Here is a 19,762-nt window from a genome sequence, read left to right on the forward strand (position 1 = left end):
GACTTCCTCCATCCTTGAGGTTTTTGGGTTTGGTCACTTGAAAACTTCTCCAAGTTGGGGTGAAGTCCCTTTTTTATGTCCGAAAATCCTTACGGCTCAAGGCCTCAGATTACTGCAAAACGCTCATAATAAATATAGAGGGGCTTCAGGTGTAAAAAGATGAGACATTCCAATTGGGGAGGTACATGTTATGAATTCCGATTTACGTTATCCTATCGGGGAATTTGCCCCGTCCGAGACGATCAGTCCCGCCGAACGCAGCTATTGGATCGACCAGCTTCGGGCGCTTCCGGGCCAGGTCAGGGATGCCGTGGCCGGGCTTACGGATGAGCAGCTGGATACGCCTTATCGCCCGGGAGGCTGGACCGTTCGCCAGGTGGTGCATCATTTGGCCGACAGCCACATGAACGCGATGCTGCGGATCAAGCTGGCGCTTACCGAAGATGCGCCGACGGTTAAACCGTACGAGGAAAATCTTTGGGCCGAACTAGTGGATTCCACCGCTCCGGCGCCGGAGGTTTCGCTTAGAATATTGGAGGGCGTTCACGCCCGCATGGTCCTCATTCTCAAAAACATGAAGGAAGACGATTGGCAGCGCTCGTACATACACCCGGTGAACGGTAGCACGACGCTGGACCGCCATCTCGGCTTGTATGCCTGGCATGGACGCCATCATCTCGCCCACATCACCTCGCTGATCCGCAGAATGGATTGGTAATGTTTTCATTTTTGCCTTGAGCGGTTAACATAGGATAAAGCGACAAATACTAACAAAAAACCGTTCCATAGGCGAGGGATGCGAATTCATGAAAAACATTGCACTTATTTTTGGCAGGGATATCCGAAATATCGTCACCAACTGGGCGGCATTGGTCATCATTGTTGGATTGGCCATGCTGCCGTCTTTGTATGCATGGTTTAACATTAAAGCCTCGTGGGATCCTTACGGCAACACCGGCGATATCGCCATCGCCGTCGCGAACAACGACAAAGGCACCACCCTCAGGGGCAAACCCATCAACCTCGGCAACGAGGTCATCTCCTCCTTGAAAGACAACCACAAGCTGGGCTGGCGTTTCGTTAGCGAAGCCGATGCCATGAGGGGCGTCAAACACGGGGACTATTATGCGAGCATCATCATTCCCGACAACTTTTCGGCGACGATCGCCACCGTTCTCTCCGATCAACCCACCAAAGCCGAAATTTTATATTACGTCAACGAAAAAATAAACGCCGTATCCCCGAAAATTGCCACCTCGGGAGCCAGCGGCATCATTCAGGAAGTCAGCAAAAACTTCGTCCAAACGGCCAACGGCACCATTTTTAAAATATTTAACGAGCTCGGCATCGAGCTGCAGGAGCAGCTGCCGACCATCGAAAGGGTACGGACGTTGATTTTCAGGCTGGAAAAAGATTTTCCGGAGATCAACCGCGTCGTGAATACCGCCATGAATGACGTGCAAACCACCGACAAACTCGTCAAAAAGGCCCAAAGCAGTCTCCCTGTCGTGACCGAAATCGCGGAAAAAGGGCAGCGCTTTGCGTCCGGTTTGGACACTTTTTTGACCGAAGCATCGGGGGCCGCCAAAGAGATCGCTCCGAACGTCAAACAAGACCTGCTTTTGCTGCAGCAAACCGCCATTTCGACGCAGCAGCTGGCCTCCGCCCTGAAGGATCCGAACGTGGACCCGTCGGTCGTAACGGGCATGCTGGACCATGCCGCTTCCAGGCTCGAGATCGGGCTCAAGGTGCAGTCCCGGCTCATCGAGTGGTTTAATCAGCTGAACAAGGTGACCGGCAACAAACTCGGTTTCGTCAGCTCGCGGCTAAAACAGGTGCAGGATAAAATGAAGGAGCAGCAGACGCTCGTCAGCAGCATCAGCAGCGCCGTGAAAAAAGGCGAAAAACCCGCTTCCGATCTGGTCGACCGGCTGGGCAAGGTGTCCGGGGACGCCTCGGAGCTGCTCGGCAACATCCTGGACAGATACGACAGCGAAATCCAGCCGGCCATTCTCGGCGGGGTGAACCAGGCGCGGCAAACGGCGGAAAAAACCCGCGACACGCTCAGCGACGCGCTGAAAAGCGTGCCTGACGTGAAAAAGATTTTAAGCGACGCATCCAAAGGCCTGGCGATCGGCACCCAAGGTCTGGCCCAGATCAAAAAGGATTTGCCGACGGTCGAAAAAAAGATTACCGAGCTGGCCAACAAAATGAGGGAATTCGAAAGCAAAGGCAATCTGCAGGAGGTCATCGGCCTCCTCAAAAACAATTTCCAGCTGGAAAGCCAGGTTTTTGCCGAACCGGTCGTCCTGAAGGAAAACAAACTGTACCCGATTCCGAATTACGGATCGGCGATGTCCCCGTTTTTTAGCACCCTTGCGCTATGGGTCGGAGCTACGCTGCTTGTTTCCCTCGTGACGACGGAAGTGCACGGGGATCATCCCTACCGAAACTATGAAGTGTATTTTGGCCGGTTTTTGACCTTCCTGACGATCGCGCTGCTGCAATCCGTACTGGTCACGGCCGGCGATATGTACATCCTCGGAACCTACGTCGTGGACAAACCGTGGTTTATCGTGTTTGGCATGGTGAACAGCGCCGTGTTTATGCTCATGGTTTATACGCTGGTATCCGTATTCGGCAACGTGGGCAAAGCGCTGGCGATCGTCCTGCTCGTGCTACAGCTTGCCGGTTCCGGCGGCACCTTTCCGATTCAGACGACCCCGGCTTTTTTCCGGGCCATCCATCCCTTCCTGCCGTTTACGTACGGCATCAGCATGATGCGCGAAGCGGTCGGCGGAATCATTTGGCCCATTGTGCGGAACGACCTGCTGATCATGTGCATTTATGCCGCCGTCACGCTGGTGGTCGGCCTGGCGCTGAAAGGCATCATTAACCAGCTCTCGGCCGGACTCGTCAAAAAAGCCAAGGAGAGCAAGCTGATTCATTAACGCCCCGTACGCCGCTCCAACCCGCGTGGCAAACGTCATGGCAGCTTCCCGTGCCAGAAAAAGCCCTGTCCGAAAGCGACATGAATCGCTTGCGGAACAGGGCCTTTTTTCATGGGAATGAACGAAACAAAATGCCTAGTCAGCTTCTACGGTATTTCTTGGTTCGCTCATCCTCGATCACGCCGCCCCAGTTCATCCCGAAGGCAAAGTCATATACATGCTTTTCCGAATCGACATGGCATTCCATATCGTGCGCGACATCTTCCAGCTGCTCTTCGACGGTGCGCATATGGGCGGGCATTTGCATCGGCAGCAGCCCGGACGGCTCCGCCGCCCCCGTCAATACATCCATGATCGCCTGATCCTGAACGCCGAAGTTCGCCACGATGGCATCCACTTCCGCTTCAAACTCCGAAACGACCGTGGGATTGCTCAGCAACATGGAGACGATGACGGGTTTGCCTTTCATTTTTTCCTTCGTCTCCAGCACCATGTTTAAATCCGTCGTATTGTGCGGAATGACGGTTTTTCCTTTATAAGAACGGTTTCGCGGTTCGTTCCCGTGTTCATCGCCGGCCAGGCTGACTTCCCGGGCATATTCCGCCGTATACGGCTTGTATTGCAGGCTGATCGGCACATAACCGTTCCCGCCCCGCTCCTCGTCCTCTTGGCTGTAGCCTGTGCCGGACTTCGGGGATGCGATAAAGACAAGGCCGAATTCCGCTTCATCCGGTTGATCCGTAACTTCGAAATATTTCGAGACAACCTCCAGGTTGACCGGATAATCATAGCTCTCCGGCGTCGGATGGCCGAACCAGTCTTTTCCCGGCGGGAGAAAACGTTTGGGGATGTAAACTTTGCTTTTCGCGCGAAGCGGGAGCACCCCGTTTTTGTTTTTGAGCATGACGATCGATTTTAGCTGTGCTTCGTAACCTTCCCGCATAAATTCGGGGTTCCCGACCAGCTTGGCGCTTTCCTGTGGATCGAGGTACGGATTTTCAAACAAGCCGAGGCGGAACATATTTTTCAGCAGCCGGACGGCCGATTGCTCGAAGCGTTCCCGCATATAGGCTTCGCCGTGTTCTCGAACCCCGATCTTGTAAGCCTCCAACACCGGCTCGATCTCATTGTTGCCGCCGAATTGGTCAACGCCCGCCATCAGCAGCTTGTAATGGCGCTCGGCCACGGTCAAATCCTCCACGCCCCATGGTTTTCCGCTCAGAAAAGAATCCTTGGGACCGGAGACGTCGGCCGTGATCATCCAGTCCGTGCATACGACGCCGTCATACCCGTATTTCCCGCGCAGCAAATCCTTAATCAGGTACGAGTTATAGGAGTTGCCGACATTTTCGCCGTTTACGGTGTCCTGGCCGAAGGAGATCGTGTAATACGGCATGACGGCCGACGCCTTCCCTGTTTTGCCGTCCAGCTTGAATGCCCCGTCAACAAAAGGCACCAGATGTTCGTCAAAGTTGTTGCCCGGATACACCGCATACTTCCCGCAGCTGTAGTGGGCGTCCCTTCCGGCTTCGCCCGATCCGCCTCCCGGCCAATGCTTCACCATCGCATTGACGCTGTCATAACCCCAACCGTCCGCGATATCCCGTTCGCCTTCGGAAGTCTGGAAGCCGTCGACATAAGCCCGGGCCAGATCGGCGGCGAGCTTCGAATCTTCGCCGAACGTGCCGTTAAACCGGAACCAGCGCGGCTCTGTAGCAATGTCGATTTGCGGAGACAGGGCGGTTGCCAGCCCTAACGCGCGATATTCCCGGGAAGCGATCATCCCGAACTTCTTCGTGATCTCGGGATCAAAAGTAGCTGCTAGGCCGAGCGTCTCGGGCCACATGGAGATATGGCCGCCCGCACCCGCGTTGAATTCGGAGCTTGAATCCGAAGCGTGGCGGGGATCGGAGCTGTTGTTCACCGGAATGCCAAGCCCGGTGCCTTCGGCAAACGCCTGGATTTTATTGTTCCAGCGTGCCGCAACTTCCGGACTTTCCACCGTGGTTACGAGCACATGCCGCACATGGTCCTTGGTCAAAAATGCGATCTGCTCATCGGTCAGTTCCCAAGGCTTCGCTCCGCTCTCTTCATACGTTTTCCCGCTGTACGTGCCTGCAAACCAGCCGGTACTGAGGGCGGGGATCGACTGATGACGGCTGTACAGCATCAGACCGGCAATCTGCTCGACCGTCATTTTCGAGGCCAGATCTTTCGCCCGCTCCTCCGGCGACAGCCGCCAGTCCTCGTATTTGTCCAGCTTGCCGTCACGGCTTAAATCCTTGAAGAACAAGCCGTCCTGCTCGATGATGCCCACGCCCGATTCCTCGCTGTAGCCCAGCGTGGGGCCGCCGGGATTTTTTACGTATCGAACGGTTTCTACTGTCTTATTGATCGTGTCTGAAGTATGGTTTCTCATGTTCGCTCTCCCCGATTCTCTTTGTTTTTATCCGAGTGTTACGTTCAGTTTATGTTGCCTGCCGCAAGGTTGATGCCCGCCGTTTCTGCTCCGTTCTCCGTGGCTACGGGTTCGCCTACTTCCGGCAGCGGCTTGATGGAGATCATGCCGATTGCCGTGAATATGGCAAGAACGAGGTAGAAGAACGTCCAGCCGCCAATTCCAATCGACGTGCCTGCGCTTAACAGAAGCGGCGCAATCGCCGGAACGATCGATTGCGGCAAGGCGTTTGCCACGTTCATGATGCCGAAGTCCTTCGCCGAATCTTCTTTGCGCGGCAGAATGCGCGCCACCAAAGCCATATCGACGGCGGAGAAACAGCCGAAGCCGAGGCCAAGCACCGCCGATGCGACGACATAAGCCGTGTAATGCGGAACAAACGCGAATACCAGCACGGCAATCACCATAATGAATGCAGACAAATACAAGAACGGTTTTTGCTTGCGGAATTTATCCGACAACATCCCGCCGAAGATACTGGTCAGCGCCATGGCAATCGTGGAAATAATGTTCACGGTAGCCATGGTGTCGCCTGCGCTTCCGTGTAACCCATCCGGTTGACGAGCATCACCGTGAGGTAAAGGCTGCTGCAGTATCCCATCATCATCAGAAATATCGAAGCGACCGCCCAGGAAAACACCGGGAATCGCCGCGGGCTAGGGTAAATTTTGCTCAGCTTTTCGCCGAGCGGCACGGCCGTGTTATGCTCGCGGATAATTTCCACTTTTCATTCTTGAATCAGGAACAGGCTGATCACCGGGCCTACGATGCCGATTGCGGCGATCAGCGTCCATTTCGCGGCCGAGGAGACATCAGGCAACAAGGTCATCAAGACCATCCCGACTACGATGCCGAGCGGTAAGGACATGCCGAGCAGACCGGAAATCGTGCCTTGTTTTTCTTCTTTCACCTGATCGGGAATGAGCGCCGTGTACGCCGCCATCCCGAAGTTGAAGAACAGCTGCGCAATTGCCCACCCGACGATGATGAGCCATAACGAGGATGTCCAGCCAATCATCAGAAGCGCGGCGCTGCCGACCAAGGGGCCGAGCAAAATCCAGGTGCGCCGGCGTCCGAATCGATTGATCGTCCGATCGCTGATCGCACCGCCCAAAGGGTTTCCGATCAAGGCGAAGAAAGCGCCGATGCCGGCCACGAGTCCATAAGACGACGTATATCCATTCGGATCGATCTCGATCATCTTGAATGTCAACAACAGTGTCGCCGGCGTCATGAGTGCGACCATCATCAGGCCGTAGCCCAACATCACGCCGAAGGTCAATCGGCCAAAAGGGGTTTTGACCTGTCCTTTTACTTTAGCTCCAGCCATTTATATAACCTCCCATTGTCTTGAAAACGATTACATTCAAATTATAAAAGAAACCGCCTTCATGAAGACAGGCGGTTGTTTACAGACTTATGGGGCGATTTTTAATCTCATTATGAAAGCGTTTAAATCCCCCTTTCCGATCGGCTTAAAAATTGACACAGATTGCGCTGCCGCTCATACCATAGGCGTTAATTCAATCAGCTGCACCTCATGCGGTTTCAAGGTGGAGCCAACCACCGTCCCGTTCTCCACGTTCAAGACTTGAACCTCTCTTAATGGGGAGGAACTCTGCTTCAGATAAGCGATATCCTCAGCCGTCAATGATTCCGGTGCCCCCATTTCCACCCATTTGTCGTAGCTGCTGCCGTGTTTGCGGGTGATCGTTAGGGTAACCATGCGGTACGCGCCTTGAGGCAACCCGCTAAGCGCGATGTCGATTTTTAAGATTTTCTCTTCCTTGAATCCGTTATACCTGTGTGTTTCATCTATAAACGAAGTGTCGCCGAGAGCATATAGATCATCATAATGACAGTAATTATACGTCATGATTTGAAAGGTATCTCCGCGGGCAGCCACGATATATCCGTCCCCGCGGGCGATCAGCGTCTCCCCCAGCTTGCCGAGCAGCCTGTACGCATGCATGGCGGGCTTCGGGATCCCGTATTGGGCGATCAGCCCAAGTCCTCCATGAAACAAACGCGGTGACGGGAACGTTTCCTCGATGTTGTCGCTCAGCACCCAGTAACCGAAACCGTCGATGCTATCAAGATTATCGAGGATGTTTTTGGCGATATAGGCAGCCTTGTATAAGGTATCGTTCGTCAATTCACGGTGATAGGCTGTCGAATTCCATTCCGTCATATAAACCTCGCGGCCGGATAACCCCTGGTCGGCGAGCAGCTGCAGCTCGATCGCAAGTCTTTCCCTAAGAAAATCGGGATTCGGCGAAATCCCTCCGAATTTCTCCAGCAGCCTCCGGTACAGATCTTCATCCTGCTCGAGTTCCGCTTCCTCCTGTTGTATTCGTTTTTCGATTTCTTCATGCGGATAAAAATGCAGCGGAATGAAGTCGGGAAGACAATCGTGCTTGCGGCAAAACGCGAAAAAATTCGTCGCCGTTTCCGGCGAAGTCACAGTGATGATCCGTCCGGGCGCGCCGATCTTCAGTCCTGCGGATAACCGTTTGACGATTCTGTAGGTGGCCAGGTACAGCTCATGGTATTCCTGAACGGATCCGGGCCAAAATACGTTTAATTCCGGCTCGTTCCAGAACTCGAATCTCCAGCTCTCGACCTCCGCCGCGCCGTAACGGTTCATGCAGTGGCGAAGGAAGTTGTCGATAAGTCCGCACCATTTATCCAGCGACTTCGGCGGGCTCGTAAAGCTGGCTCTGTAGAACACCGTCTTCCCGGGATCGGATGCCAGCGCGGAGGGCATAAATCCCAGCTCCACGAACGGCTTCAAGCCAATCGACAGCATAAAATCGAACAGCTGGTCCACCAGCCTGAAATTGTAGCGCGGCCGCCCTTCCTCGTCTTCATCGTATACCATCATCCCGTCGTCAAAGATCCCGTGGAAGCGCAAATACCGGAACGGACAATTTTGCTGGACATAGATCAGCTGTTGTTGTACGTCGGCATGCAGCCCTTCCTGCGCTTTCCCGATCGTGATGAGGTTTTTCCATGTATGCTTCATCTTTCTTCCCGGAGCGGACGCGTTCACCTCGTAGGTCTTCGTTTCGATGGCCTGGATCGTTTCAACCTCCAACGATTCGGTACGCCGCAAATACTGACGGATGATCCCCAGTGCGCTGGATTGGTTAAACTGAAGATAATTCGAAGAGATGTCTTGCTTTTTGGCTTCCGTTTCCCGGTCAGGCCGATATTGTTTACGGTATTCGTGAGGGGTCATGCGGTATTTGTTTTTGAACGCCGTGTAAAACGATTTGGCATTGGGAAATCCGTGGCTTAACGCCAGATCGGCAATCGGGAGGTCTTCATGACGAAGCAGCTCCTCCACCGCGTTTTTTAACCGGATGCTGGTCAAATAGGCTTGGAAATTAAGTCCGATGTTTTCGCTGAAAAATTTGGACAGATACGGCACGGACAGAAATTCCTTCTTGGCGATCGATTGCAGGGTGATCGGTTCATTGTAGTGCTCATCGATGTAATTGATGATTCGGAGCATGCGCTCCATGTATTTCTCGTTGATCGCGCCGCCGTTTTCGGAGGATTTGAACTGCTTAATGAGCATGGAAAATACGGCCAGCATGCGGATGCCCATATCCAGCTCGTACGCCTCTCCTTTTTTCTGCTTCAGCTCGACCATCTCTGCCAGCATCTGGCGGATTCGGTCCAAACCGCTTTTCTGTTCCGGCCGGACCGCGGAAGAATTGCACTCGAACTGTATGTCCTCAATGCCTTTAATGTTTTCCTTCAAAAATACCATTGGGATCAGAAACGTGGCGATAATGTTCATATCGAGCCCAATGACCTCATGGACATGGCTGGAATTGATCACAAATACGTCGCCTTCGGTTATCGTGTGCCGCTCGGTTCCGACGGTGACTTCCAGATTGCCGGACAGCACGAATATGATCTCCACGCTGTTATGCCAATGGCTCGGCACGTAATTTACCCGGTGCAGCGATACGTCAAACGGCAGATCGTCCGCTGTCTCCACCAACTCAAAGATGGACGTTTTCAAAGATGTCCCCCCAGACAAAGATTGTGTCTCTATTTTGTACTATCGTCCATTATACAAAATAGTATGCTTTAATATCTAAGCGCATTGTAGAAATGCGGCATTATCCCAATCTCCAACCCTCCCAACAAAACAAAATGACCCTAATCGAAGTCTAAAGACCGCGATCAGGGCATTTTGTGGTATTGGATGTAGGCTTTAACTCCATTCGCATGCAAACGAAACGAAACTAAATAACCAGCCGCCGATGGATCACAGGCGACTGGCTGCTTTACTTGAAAGGTGTTTGGATTAGGTCCATTTTTTATAGCTTTGCATATGAGCCCTACTTCTTAGCGGAGCAAAAAAATAATGAACGACGTGGAATTTCGGCGTTCATGCTCATCATCCTTGCTTCGCTTCCAGCTCTTGCAGCGTTTGGATCAGAAAATGCTTGTTGCACTCAAGCAGAGCCATGCGGTGGCGGAAAGACAAATTCACGCCGATGCCCTCGCCGTGCGGCGGAATTTTCGAACATGCCCCGATCAGTTGCTGCACTCTCTCCAGCTTGATCTTAAGCAGTTCTATGGCATCCTCCCGCGACAAATGATCGATAAACATCAGTCCGATATTCCCGTCCGGCGTCGTATTTTCGGCATGGACCAGGGAAGCTCGGAGCAATTGAAAAAAACGTTTTTTGCCTTCTTCCGTGATCGAATAAATCTGGCGCGGCGGCCGGTTGCCTTCCTGCTCGACCGTCACGTTTACGCAGCCCTGCTTGTCGAGCCGCTTCAAAATGGCATACGCCGTCGCTTTTTTCATATCGGATACTTGACCCAAATTGCGCTCAATGAAATCGTTGATTCGATACCCGTGCTGGCTTTGGGTCATCAGCAATCCCAAAACGAGCAGTTCGCGTTCATCCATCGTTAAGACTCCTTCAATGCTGTTGCTACTTCTAGTATAGTCATTCTTGACTAGCAGGTCAAAAAATGGTTTGGCGCGAGGCTGTTATGAAATCATGGCAGAAGATCGCCTAACATCCCAGGTACCGCGTCCGGGGGAAAGCCGCGCAGGCAGATCGTTACCATTTCTTTCGGGCCGCGATGATAAAACGGTGACAGCTCGTATCCAAATATCCTTGCTGCTCCAACGTACGATGAAGTTCCCGAAGCTGCCGGTCATACCGCTCCACCGAAAAGTCGGGGATTTGCCAGGGAATGACGCTTAAATAATAGACGACGGCTCCCAGGTCATAAAATCTGGAACGCGTTACCTCTTCGTCTCGGCCTTCAATATCGAAATACGGCTCCAGCTTCCGCACGGCGTAATCCAAATTCCAATGCGCAAATTCGTCGTTCGGCGCAGCCAGCCATTCGTTCAGCTCCTGGTCGTTCGTCCCCCCAACCTGCTGGGTGATGAACAAGCCGCCCGGTTTCAAAATCCGGTGAACCTCCTTGGGGCAGTACGATTCATGGCGGTTGATCACCAGATCGAATTCCTCGTCCGCAAACGGAATCTGCTCATCCTTTTCAATGTAGGAAACCCGGACGCCCAGCGGTTCAAGCCTCCGGCGGGCTACCTCCACATTCGGCTTATACCCTTCCGTAGCGCAAGTATGCGCGGGAAGCCGGCTGAGCCTGGACAAGAACTCGCCGCCGCCAGTCCCCATATCCAGCATGCTTTCCGATTGGGATATGGCTTGTTCCACCAGATTGTAATAATTCCAGCGCAGCGGAAATTCCTGCAGCCTTCCCGTGTTCCCCAGATAAGAAAAATCCCAGCCGCTAAACGTCATGTCCGTCGATTGAACGACTTCCTCATAGGACAGGTCCGTCAAATGCTTCATGTTCCCACACCCTTTCGTTTCTCTCTGTCGTCCTGAACATATCATTTCTATGAAAACGGCCAAAAAACCTTTTTCCGGAGGAGGGATGTTCTTCTGCCCCTTTTTCGAAAAAAATGAATGAATATATTTTTATACCATGATAGCATCCAAAGTGAATTCACTCATATGACCAGAAAAGGAGCTTAACGATGAACATGAAGATCGAAAACATTCCGAATTACCGTTTGGCCTATGTGCGGCAGGTCGGCCCGTACGGCCCGGCCAATGCCCAAGCCATGGAAACACTGAAACGATGGGCCGCAGACAGACATTTGCTGACCGAATCGGCCATTCTGCTCGGAATCCCGCAGGATCGCCCCGAAACGACGCTTCCCGAAAACTGCAGGTATGACGCCTGCATCGTGATTTCGGAAAATGTTGCGTTGGATGATACCGTGGAGGAGGGCGAATTTACCGGCGGCGAGTATGCGGTTTGCACGGTGAAGCACACCACGGAAGAAGTACAACAGGCATGGGCCGCCGTTTTCCCGGCTTTGCGGCAAAGCGGATATCAACCGGACAACAAGCCTGCCTTGGAACGATATACCGGGAAAATGATCGCCGATGGATATTGCGAAATATGCATCCCTGTGATGAGAACGGTCTAGAAAATAAGCAAAAAGAAGAACAAGCGGCTGCCGATCGCGACAGCTCCTTGTTCTTCCTTATACGCATGATTTATGGCACGATGATGAGCTTATTGCACGATGTCATTTGAATCGCTTATCCGCCCAATACGACCCGATCGTCCGACAGCTTGTGGCCGCTGATCCGTTCGAATTCGCCGAGCAGCTTTTCGATCGTAAGATCCTTTTTCGTCCGTTCATCGATATCGAGAATGATTTTCCCCTTGTCCATCATGATCAGCCGATTTCCCAGCCGAATGGCCTGCTCCATGTTATGGGTGACCATCAGCGTCGTCAGCTGCATCTCGCGCACAATCGTATCCGTCAATCTCGTAATCAACTCCGCGCGGGCGGGATCAAGCGCTGCGGTATGTTCGTCAAGGAGCAAAATCTGCGGCTTGGTAAAGGTGGCCATCAGCAGGCTGAGCGCCTGCCGCTCCCCTCCGGACAACAGTCCGACTTTGGCGCGAAGCCTGTTTTCAAGGCCGATGCCCAAACGTTCGAGCGATTCGCGGAACATGCTGCGGCGGCTTGCGTTGATGCTGACTGAAAGTCCCCGCCGGGCCCCGCGCCGGTAAGCCATCGCCAAATTTTCCTCGATCGTCATTCGCGGCGCCGTTCCGGCCATCGGATCCTGGAATACGCGGCCGATCCATCGGCTGCGGCGGTATTCGGGAAGGCCGCTGATCTCCTGGCCGTCGATCCGCACCGCGCCGGCGTCCGGTTTCATCACGCCCGAAATGATGTTCATCAAGGTCGATTTGCCTGCGCCGTTGCTTCCGATGATCGTGACGAAGTCGCCGGGATTCAGCTTCAGGTTGATGTGCTGCAAAGCGATTTTTTCGTCCGGCGTTCCCGGATTAAACAGCTTGGAAACATGGGATAATTCAAGCACGGAGATCACCTCCCTTAAACTCCTTCGATAAGGCCCCCGTGATTTCTTCGGTACGCTTTTTGGCCATTTTTTTCTGCTTCATCGCCCGGCTGGCCGTCGGGAAGACGAGCGCTATGATGACGATGACCGCCGTGATGACCTTCATGTCCGAAGCATCGAGCCATTCCACCCGCAGCGCCAAGGCAACGACGATCCGGTAGACGATCGCGCCGAGCACGACCGATATCGTGGCATGAATGATGTTGCGGGCCCCGAATACGGCTTCGCCGATGATCACCGATGCAAGTCCAACGACAATCATGCCGACCCCCATCGTAATGTCCGCAAATCCGGATTGCTGCGCGATCAGGGCCCCGGACAGCGCCACAAGGCCGTTGGAGAGGCTGACGCCGATGATTTTGGTCGTGTCCGTGTTTGCCCCGAAACTGCGGATCATCCGGTCGTTGTCGCCGGTTGCGCGCAGCGCCAGGCCGACGTCCGTCCGGAAAAACCAATTCATGAGCAGCAGCACGATGATCAGCATGCTCCCCAGCACGATCCACGGGTTGACGGAGGTAAGCACGGTATCGGCATCGATGATCGCGATGTTCGGTTTGCCCATAATCCGCAAGTTGATGGAATGCAGCGCAATCATCATTAATATCCCGGACAACAGCCCGTTGATTTTTCCTTTGGTATGGAGCAACCCCGTGCATAACCCTGCCGCGATGCCGCCGGCAAAGGCCACGATGCAGCTCAGCCATGCGTTATATCCGTGGGAAATCATGACTGCGGCAATGCCGCCCCCTGTCGTAAAACTGCCGTCAACGGTCAAGTCCGGAAAATCGAGAATCCGGTACGTAATATAGACGCCAAGCGCCAACAAAGCATAAAGCAGTCCCAGTTCGACCGCGCCTATCAGCGAACTGATCATAATGACGTTCCTCCTTCGGGTAATTTCCGCACCGACCGGGCGGAAGAGTCCATAGATGCCGCAAATCCGGCCCGTATGCAATGAAGGGAGTGGACGAAGGACGTCGCCACTCCCTATCACACCAATCCGTGCCGTTACTTATTGATGATGTAGTTCTCCTTGTCCTGCACTTCGTTCTTCATTTCTTCCGTTACCGTAACCCCTTGCGCCTCGGCAGCCTTCAAATTGAGAACGACGTCCAGCTTCTCCTGCATTTTCACCGGAATCTCTCCCGGATTTTTACCGTTTTTCAAAATGTCCGCCGCAAGTTTGCCGACCTCGTATCCGTGATCGAAATATTTGAAGCCGACGGTCGCGAACGCGCCTTTTTCAACCGTGTCGTAGTCGCTCGAGAAAAACGGAATATGATTTTCGTTGGCCACTTGGATGATCGTATCCGCTCCGCTGACCACGGTATTGTCCAGCGTAATGAAAAGCGCGTCGGCGCGGCCGACCAATGACTGCGCGGCTTGCTTGACTTCGGACGTGTTGGTCACGGCCGCTTTGACCAGCTTGATGTTATGCTTGGCCAGCGCTTCTTCGGCATTTTTGGCCATGACGACCGCATTCTGCTCCCCTTCGTTGATGATCAGACCTACCGATTTGATGTTCGGAAAATGCTTGGCGATAAAATCCATCAGCCGTTGAACCGCCTCGGGATTCGTGTCGGAAACGCCGGTCACGTTGCCGCCCGGCTTCTCCAGGCTGGAAACGATCTTGGCATCGACCGGATCGGTCACGGAGGCGAACAGGACCGGTTTGTCCTTGACCTCCTTCACGACGGCCTGCGCCGAGCTGGTGGCGATGGCAAGCACGAGGTCTTCCTTGCCCGAAGCAAACTTTTGCGCGATGGACAGGTTGGTCGCCGGATCATTTTGGGCGTTTTTATAATCCACTTCCAGATTGTCGCCTTCGGACAACCCCGCATCCTTAAGCGCTGCCATGAAGCCTTCCCGCGTCGCGTCAAGCGACGGGTGCTCGACGATTTGGGAAATGGCGATTTTATACGTTTTTTTGTCCGCTTGGTTTCCGGAGCCGCCGGCTTCCGTTTTCTTGCCGTCAGAACTGCCGCAACCTGCAAGCGCTGCCGCCAAAAGCGCCGACATGACGACAGGCAGCCATTTTTTCTTCAACATCATTAGACCCCTCCAACATTTTCCTCTACACTGCTTTTGTGTTCGAAAGCATTAAAGCAATCGGGTAAAAAAAAGAGTGCCGATCGTATAAAATTTTCCATTCCATACAATCCGTTGATTATTCATAATCATAAAGGGGCACTCCGGCATCCGTCAATCGGTATCATGTAAAAAAATGAATTTTTTTATCGGATTTTAAAGGATGATTATTCCAATTCGCCTACCCGGTTTTGCTTCTCCAGCCGTTCGATCAGCTCGTTTAACGGCATCGCTTCCATGTCGGGGATTTTCAGGTCGTAACCTTCGAACGAAAAGGTCGTCGTCATCTCGTTCGGCACGATCACGGTACGGACTCCGGCTTGTTTCGCCGCGATAAACCCGTTCAAGGAATCTTCGAAAGAGACCGCTTCCTCCGGCCGGATCTCCAGCTTTTGCAGCGATAATTGATAAAGCTCGGGGTCCGGCTTCACCTTCTTGACCAAATCGGCCGTATTGAAGAATTCGAAATAATCGTGCAGGCTGAATTTGTCCAGGTACGGCTCGATCCAGTTGTAATAGGAGCTCGAGGCGATGCAAACCCGCAGCCCCAGCCTTTTGGCTTCCTGCAGATAGCTGACGACGCCGGGCCTCGGCTGCACGTCCTTCAGCAACTCCCGGTAGCAAACGTCGACCTGCTTGCGGATCCGTTCGGCATCCCCGGCCTGTTCAAGCAATTCGGCGAGGTATGTATATGGGTTGAAAAATTCGAAGGAAGTCCCCACGCACCGGGCATACATTTCGAGCGGGAGCTCCTTGCCGTATTCCTTGTATATTTTGCAAAAGGCGTGGTAGGCCGGCGTTTCCGTATCCACGATCAATCCGTCGAAATCAAAAATAAGCGCTTTAATCATGTAAATCCCCTTTTCGTCCTCGTATTCTTTTCTTTGCTCCGTAGCCGATCCCCATTTTCCCAGCCGTTCGGTCAGAACCCGCCCTTTCCCCGGGAAAATAAACAGCCGCTTGCTTCACGCTTGCTCTGAAATAGGACTCGGTTTATACTATAAAATTCTTCGCCGGCGCGGCACATTCCTCTTTTTTCGGGAAGCGGCGAAAGACCGGACGCCAACGCGCCCGGCCATACAAATGATACTCCCGCAAGTTATAATGCCGTGATCCGTACCTGCCCGCGCAGCCGTTCCACCTCTTCCGGTTCGATCAGCCCCGCTTCGTCCGTCATGGCGTTGGAAGTGCCTGCCGCCGAAGCCAGAGCCAGCCCTTCTTCGAGAGACAGCCCTGTGGCCAGCGAGACCGCCATTCCGGCGACGTACGAATCCCCGCAGCCGACCGTGTTCACGACGTCGACCTTCGGCGTTTCCACGCGGAAAGTTCCCGCTTGGGACGCCACCATGGAGCCTGCGCCGCCGAGCGAGACGCTGATCCGGTCCATGCCGTATTTTTGCAGGAGCGTTTCGACCGCCTTTTGGAGCGCGGCCTCGTCCTGAACGCGGATGCCGAGAAGCCCCTCGACTTCCTCTTCGTTCGGTTTGATCATATCCGGCCCGGCTTCCAGGCCGAAGCGCAGCGCGTCCCCGCTGGCATCCAAAATGACGTAGGCTCCGGCTTCTTTGGCGATTGACACGAGCTTCACGTAAAAATCCTTCGGAACCCCGGCCGGCAGGCTGCCGCTAAAGCAAACGATGCGGGATTTGGCGGCGTGCTCGCGGATTTTCTCTTCCATCTGCGCCAAAGCCTGCGGGTCGACGGTCGGCCCCGGCTCCAAAAGCTCGGTGGAAATACCGTTTTCCTCGTCCAAAATGTTCAGGCAAACCCGCGACTCCCCTTGAACGGAGACAAAATCATGCCCGATGCCCATCCGGTCCAATAGCTGTTTGATCATTTCGCCGTTAAATCCGCCGACGAAACCGGTTGCGGTCACCGGCACGCCGAGCTGGGCCACGACCTTCGCCACGTTGATTCCTTTGCCGCCCGGCGCGGCGCGGTACCGCTGTACCCTTGAAACCTTGCCCAGCGGAAACGTCGGAAGAAAATACGTCTTATCGATGGCTGCATTCAATGTTACGGTCGTAATCATAAATACCCTGTCATCCCATCCTAGCCGTGAACGTGAGCGCCTTATCCGTCATGACCCGGCCCGGGGAAAGCCGTCCTTCGCTGCCTGCTCACCGTTTGCTATCCGTCTCGATGCCCCCTGAAGCCCTTGCGCTCATGGGCAAAAAAGCCCATGCCGCCGGGCACATCGGCAATATCCAAAGTATACCTGCATGCCTCAAATTGCACAACGTTACATTCCGAAGCTTCTCACGCCTCTTCCAGCATCGCGTTTACTTTTTCCAGCGTCGGCAGGGAGCCCGTCCCCCCGATCCCCAGCGTCGAAATCGCCCCGCTCGCGTTGGCGAACCTCACCAGCTCCCGTCCGCGCAAACCGCTGCGGTAAGCATAGATCAAACCGGCATTAAAAGCGTCCCCTGCACCGGTCGTATCGACCGGCGCGACTTGGAAGGAGGAGACCAGTTCCGGTGCCTGCTCTCGCGTGAACAGCATCGCTCCCCTTTTGCCGTATTTGACGACCACGGTATGTACGCCTGCCGGAAGCCCTCTGGCCGCTTCTTTTACGCTTTCGGCCCCGTAAATGTGCATCATTTCCTCTTCGCTCGGAATAAACAGGTCCGTGTGCGGCAGCAGTCGGTCGATTTGTTCGCGGTACCACAATCCGCGGACGTCCCAGCCGGTGTCAAAGGAGGTCGTCGCCCCCTCGGCCCGAAGGCCCGCAAACAACGTTTCCCAATGCGGCCGCATGCCGTCCTGAAGAAAATAAGAACCGGAATGCACATGGTCCGCTTCCGCAAGCAGCCCCGCAGGGAGGTGCTCCGGCGCAAGCAGCGGAATGCTGCCCGGGTACGTGAGCAGTCCGCGGTCCCGCGGCGTCGAAAATGACAAGGTGACCCCGGTTTTAAGATCCGCCTTCCGGAGGACATGTTCGGTATTCACCTGCATCCGATCCAGCTCGCGCAAGCAAAAACGCCCGAAGTCGTCTTCCCCCACCACGCTTACGAAATGAACTTCGGCGCCAAGCGATGCCAGCGCGCATGCGGTAATCGCCGAAGACGAACCCAGCACGACGTCAAAGGAATCGATCAGCTTTTCCCTGTTCCACTCCGGCATCACGTCGGTGCCGGCCAAAATAACGTCCACGTTCAACTCGCCTACGACAACGATTTTCACGGCATTTTCCCCTTTGCAATTGGTCTTATGCCCGCATTACAAATTGACGGCGTCCAAATGACGGCGGCAGTTGTACAAATCGCATACCCACTGTTCATCCAGCTTGCGGATCAACGTGACCGACGTGTTGTGAAGATGCTGGCGTTCCCCCATGTTCGCAACGAGCGCCGGAAGCAGCGTCGAGATCAAGGCGCCATGGCTGACGAGGAGCACGCGCTGCCCGGGATGCCGCTGGCAAACCTCCTTCACGAGTTCCGTTCCGCGCGCAATCATCGACTCTTCGGTCTCGATGCCAAGCTCAAACTCCCGCCAGTCCTCGCCCCACATGCGGATCCGGTCTTCCTCCGTCGTGCCTTCGATTTTACCGCAGCCTTTCTCACGCAAACGCTCATCGATATAGAGCGGAATGCCAAGCGCTTTGGCAATCGTTTCCGCCGTTTCCTTCGCCCGCGACAAATCGCTTGCGTACACGGCATCCCATGTCTCGTTCCGGAACCGTTCCGCCAGCGCCCGGGCTTGCGCCCGGCCCGTATCATTAAGCGGAATATCCGTTTGTCCCTGCGCCTTTTTCGCCACGTTCCAGTCGGTAATGCCGTGTCTGACCCATCCAATCGTCGTCATCCTATGTTCCCCCTGTTATTCGTCGTAAAATGTCATATGGCCTTTTTCCGCCCGGTAATAATCGAGGCGGTCCTGCAGCGTGCCCGTGTGAAGCTCGAAGCGGTGTCCGTCCGGGTCCAGGAAATAGACCGATCGCTTATCCTTTTCATCGCGTTCCCGTCCGGGCAGGATTGTGACATCAAGTTCCCTCAGGCGGCGGGGCCATAAGTCGAACTCTTCTTCCGCCACCGAAAAGGCGATATGGGTATACGTCCGCGGCATCGCTTCTCGCTTTGCATCCTCTTCGTTCAGGGCAATCCACAGCCCTTCCAAATCGAAGTAGGCAAGCTTTCTCCCTTTGACGAGCCGTTTTGCTCCAAATACGTTTTCATAGAAGGCCGTCGAGGCGTCGAGATTCGAAACGGAGAAACAAATATGATTGATTCCCTGCAATTTCATGCGGCCGCTCCTTTCCTTGAAACTCCCGGATCGGCTTCGCTCACTGCCATACTTCATCCAGCTTATCGGCATAAAAGCGGATCGCCCTAGCGTAACCCCGAATCCCGTCATCCCCGGACGTATCGGCGATTTCGGCAAGCAGCAGTTCCATCGCCTTCGGGTGTCTGCCTAAATTATACAACACCATCGCATAAAACACGCGGAATTCTCTTCGCTTACGGAAACGCGCCCATTCCCCGTTCAAGCACCTCCGCCGCCCGGCCGTATTCCCCGAGCGACCTGAAGGTGCTGCCAAGACCGAGCAGCGCGCCTGCCAGCGATTCTTCGGCGAGCCCTAACCGGATGGCTTCTTCATAATACGGCACCGCCTCCCTTTCGAGACCGAGGACATCGTGGGTCCATGCCGTCTGGTACCAAATTTCCGCATTGCCCGGCTCCTCTTCCAGCAGCGACAGCCATAACTTCCTGGCCTGTTCGGCATCGCCCGATTCCCGCAGCGATATCGCCTGACGAATCTTTTGTTCCGTATCCGGCATGTTTCCTCCCCTTCCTTTCCAAGCCCG

At 54.2% G+C, this 19,762-nt stretch carries 18 protein-coding genes and 1 pseudogene; 3 read left to right on the top strand and 16 right to left on the bottom strand.

The window, feature by feature from the left end; all coding sequences use genetic code 11:
- The first annotated feature begins 190 nt into the window (after window positions 1–190).
- The gene (locus tag KI367_RS18630) at window positions 191–718 is read left to right on the top strand and encodes a YfiT family bacillithiol transferase (RefSeq protein ID WP_036710278.1); all 528 of its coding nucleotides are present in this window, start codon (window positions 191–193) and stop codon (window positions 716–718) included.
- Between the two features lie 88 nt (window positions 719–806).
- On the top strand, window positions 807–2,951 hold the full coding sequence (locus tag KI367_RS18635; RefSeq protein ID WP_212951513.1) for a YhgE/Pip domain-containing protein: 2,145 nt from the start codon (window positions 807–809) through the stop codon (window positions 2,949–2,951).
- A 139-nt stretch (window positions 2,952–3,090) separates the two neighbouring features.
- Here the strand turns inward: KI367_RS18635 and KI367_RS18640 are convergent, their stop codons facing one another.
- The 7 genes from KI367_RS18640 to KI367_RS18660 form a co-directional block, all read right to left on the bottom strand.
- Window positions 3,091–5,370 carry a glycoside hydrolase family 3 protein gene (locus KI367_RS18640; protein WP_212951515.1) on the bottom strand — a complete coding sequence of 760 codons (2,280 nt, stop codon included), beginning with the start codon at window positions 5,368–5,370 and terminating at the stop codon, window positions 3,091–3,093.
- 44 nt (window positions 5,371–5,414) lie between these two features.
- Window positions 5,415–5,933 (bottom strand): MFS transporter, encoded by a 519-nt coding sequence (locus KI367_RS27260; protein WP_246537087.1) that lies wholly within the window; start codon window positions 5,931–5,933, stop codon window positions 5,415–5,417.
- A complete protein-coding gene (locus tag KI367_RS27265) occupies window positions 5,921–6,133 on the bottom strand; it encodes a hypothetical protein (protein ID WP_246537089.1) in 213 nt (70 codons plus the stop codon). The genes KI367_RS27260 and KI367_RS27265 overlap by 13 nt, the downstream gene beginning before the upstream one ends.
- 3 nt (window positions 6,134–6,136) lie before the next feature.
- A complete protein-coding gene (locus tag KI367_RS27270; RefSeq protein ID WP_246537091.1) occupies window positions 6,137–6,739 on the bottom strand; it encodes an MFS transporter in 603 nt (200 codons plus the stop codon).
- A 174-nt stretch (window positions 6,740–6,913) separates the two neighbouring features.
- Complete coding sequence (locus KI367_RS18650) at window positions 6,914–9,445, bottom strand: GH39 family glycosyl hydrolase (protein ID WP_212951517.1); 2,532 nt, start codon at window positions 9,443–9,445, stop codon at window positions 6,914–6,916.
- A gap of 381 nt (window positions 9,446–9,826) precedes the next feature.
- Complete coding sequence (locus KI367_RS18655; protein WP_212951519.1) at window positions 9,827–10,348, bottom strand: PadR family transcriptional regulator; 522 nt, start codon at window positions 10,346–10,348, stop codon at window positions 9,827–9,829.
- A 157-nt stretch (window positions 10,349–10,505) separates the two neighbouring features.
- Entirely contained in the window at window positions 10,506–11,270 is a 765-nt protein-coding gene (locus KI367_RS18660; protein WP_212951520.1) for a class I SAM-dependent methyltransferase, read from the bottom strand.
- Window positions 11,271–11,458: 188 nt separating this feature from the next.
- Between KI367_RS18660 and KI367_RS18665 the strand changes: the two genes are divergently transcribed.
- Window positions 11,459–11,917, top strand: coding sequence for an AraC family transcriptional regulator (locus KI367_RS18665; RefSeq protein ID WP_212951522.1), 459 nt, complete (start codon window positions 11,459–11,461; stop codon window positions 11,915–11,917).
- 115 nt (window positions 11,918–12,032) lie between these two features.
- Here KI367_RS18665 and KI367_RS18670 read toward each other — a convergent pair whose 3' ends face one another.
- The 9 genes and pseudogenes from KI367_RS18670 to KI367_RS18710 form a co-directional block, all read right to left on the bottom strand.
- Complete coding sequence (locus KI367_RS18670; RefSeq protein ID WP_036710386.1) at window positions 12,033–12,830, bottom strand: ABC transporter ATP-binding protein; 798 nt, start codon at window positions 12,828–12,830, stop codon at window positions 12,033–12,035.
- Window positions 12,823–13,743 (bottom strand): ABC transporter permease, encoded by a 921-nt coding sequence (locus KI367_RS18675; protein ID WP_212951524.1) that lies wholly within the window; start codon window positions 13,741–13,743, stop codon window positions 12,823–12,825. The genes KI367_RS18670 and KI367_RS18675 overlap by 8 nt, the downstream gene beginning before the upstream one ends.
- A gap of 134 nt (window positions 13,744–13,877) precedes the next feature.
- The gene (locus KI367_RS18680) at window positions 13,878–14,918 is read right to left on the bottom strand and encodes an ABC transporter substrate-binding protein (RefSeq protein ID WP_036710384.1); all 1,041 of its coding nucleotides are present in this window, start codon (window positions 14,916–14,918) and stop codon (window positions 13,878–13,880) included.
- Window positions 14,919–15,124: 206 nt separating this feature from the next.
- Window positions 15,125–15,808 (bottom strand): HAD family hydrolase, encoded by a 684-nt coding sequence (locus KI367_RS18685; protein ID WP_212951525.1) that lies wholly within the window; start codon window positions 15,806–15,808, stop codon window positions 15,125–15,127.
- 248 nt (window positions 15,809–16,056) lie between these two features.
- Window positions 16,057–16,989: a 1-phosphofructokinase gene (gene pfkB, locus KI367_RS18690; protein ID WP_212951527.1), complete on the bottom strand. Its 933-nt coding sequence runs from the start codon at window positions 16,987–16,989 to the stop codon at window positions 16,057–16,059.
- Between the two features lie 227 nt (window positions 16,990–17,216).
- A complete protein-coding gene (locus KI367_RS18695) occupies window positions 17,217–18,140 on the bottom strand; it encodes a carbohydrate kinase family protein (protein ID WP_212951528.1) in 924 nt (307 codons plus the stop codon).
- 36 nt (window positions 18,141–18,176) lie between these two features.
- Window positions 18,177–18,761 (bottom strand): histidine phosphatase family protein, encoded by a 585-nt coding sequence (locus KI367_RS18700; RefSeq protein WP_036710258.1) that lies wholly within the window; start codon window positions 18,759–18,761, stop codon window positions 18,177–18,179.
- Window positions 18,762–18,776: 15 nt separating this feature from the next.
- Window positions 18,777–19,199: a metallothiol transferase FosB gene (gene fosB / locus KI367_RS18705; RefSeq protein WP_036710254.1), complete on the bottom strand. Its 423-nt coding sequence runs from the start codon at window positions 19,197–19,199 to the stop codon at window positions 18,777–18,779.
- 40 nt (window positions 19,200–19,239) lie between these two features.
- A pseudogene (locus tag KI367_RS18710) lies at window positions 19,240–19,735 on the bottom strand (tetratricopeptide repeat protein).
- Window positions 19,736–19,762: the final 27 nt, after the last annotated feature.

The organism is Paenibacillus cookii (assembly GCF_018333375.1).
Taxonomy (GTDB): domain Bacteria; phylum Bacillota; class Bacilli; order Paenibacillales; family Paenibacillaceae; genus Paenibacillus_AQ; species Paenibacillus_AQ cookii.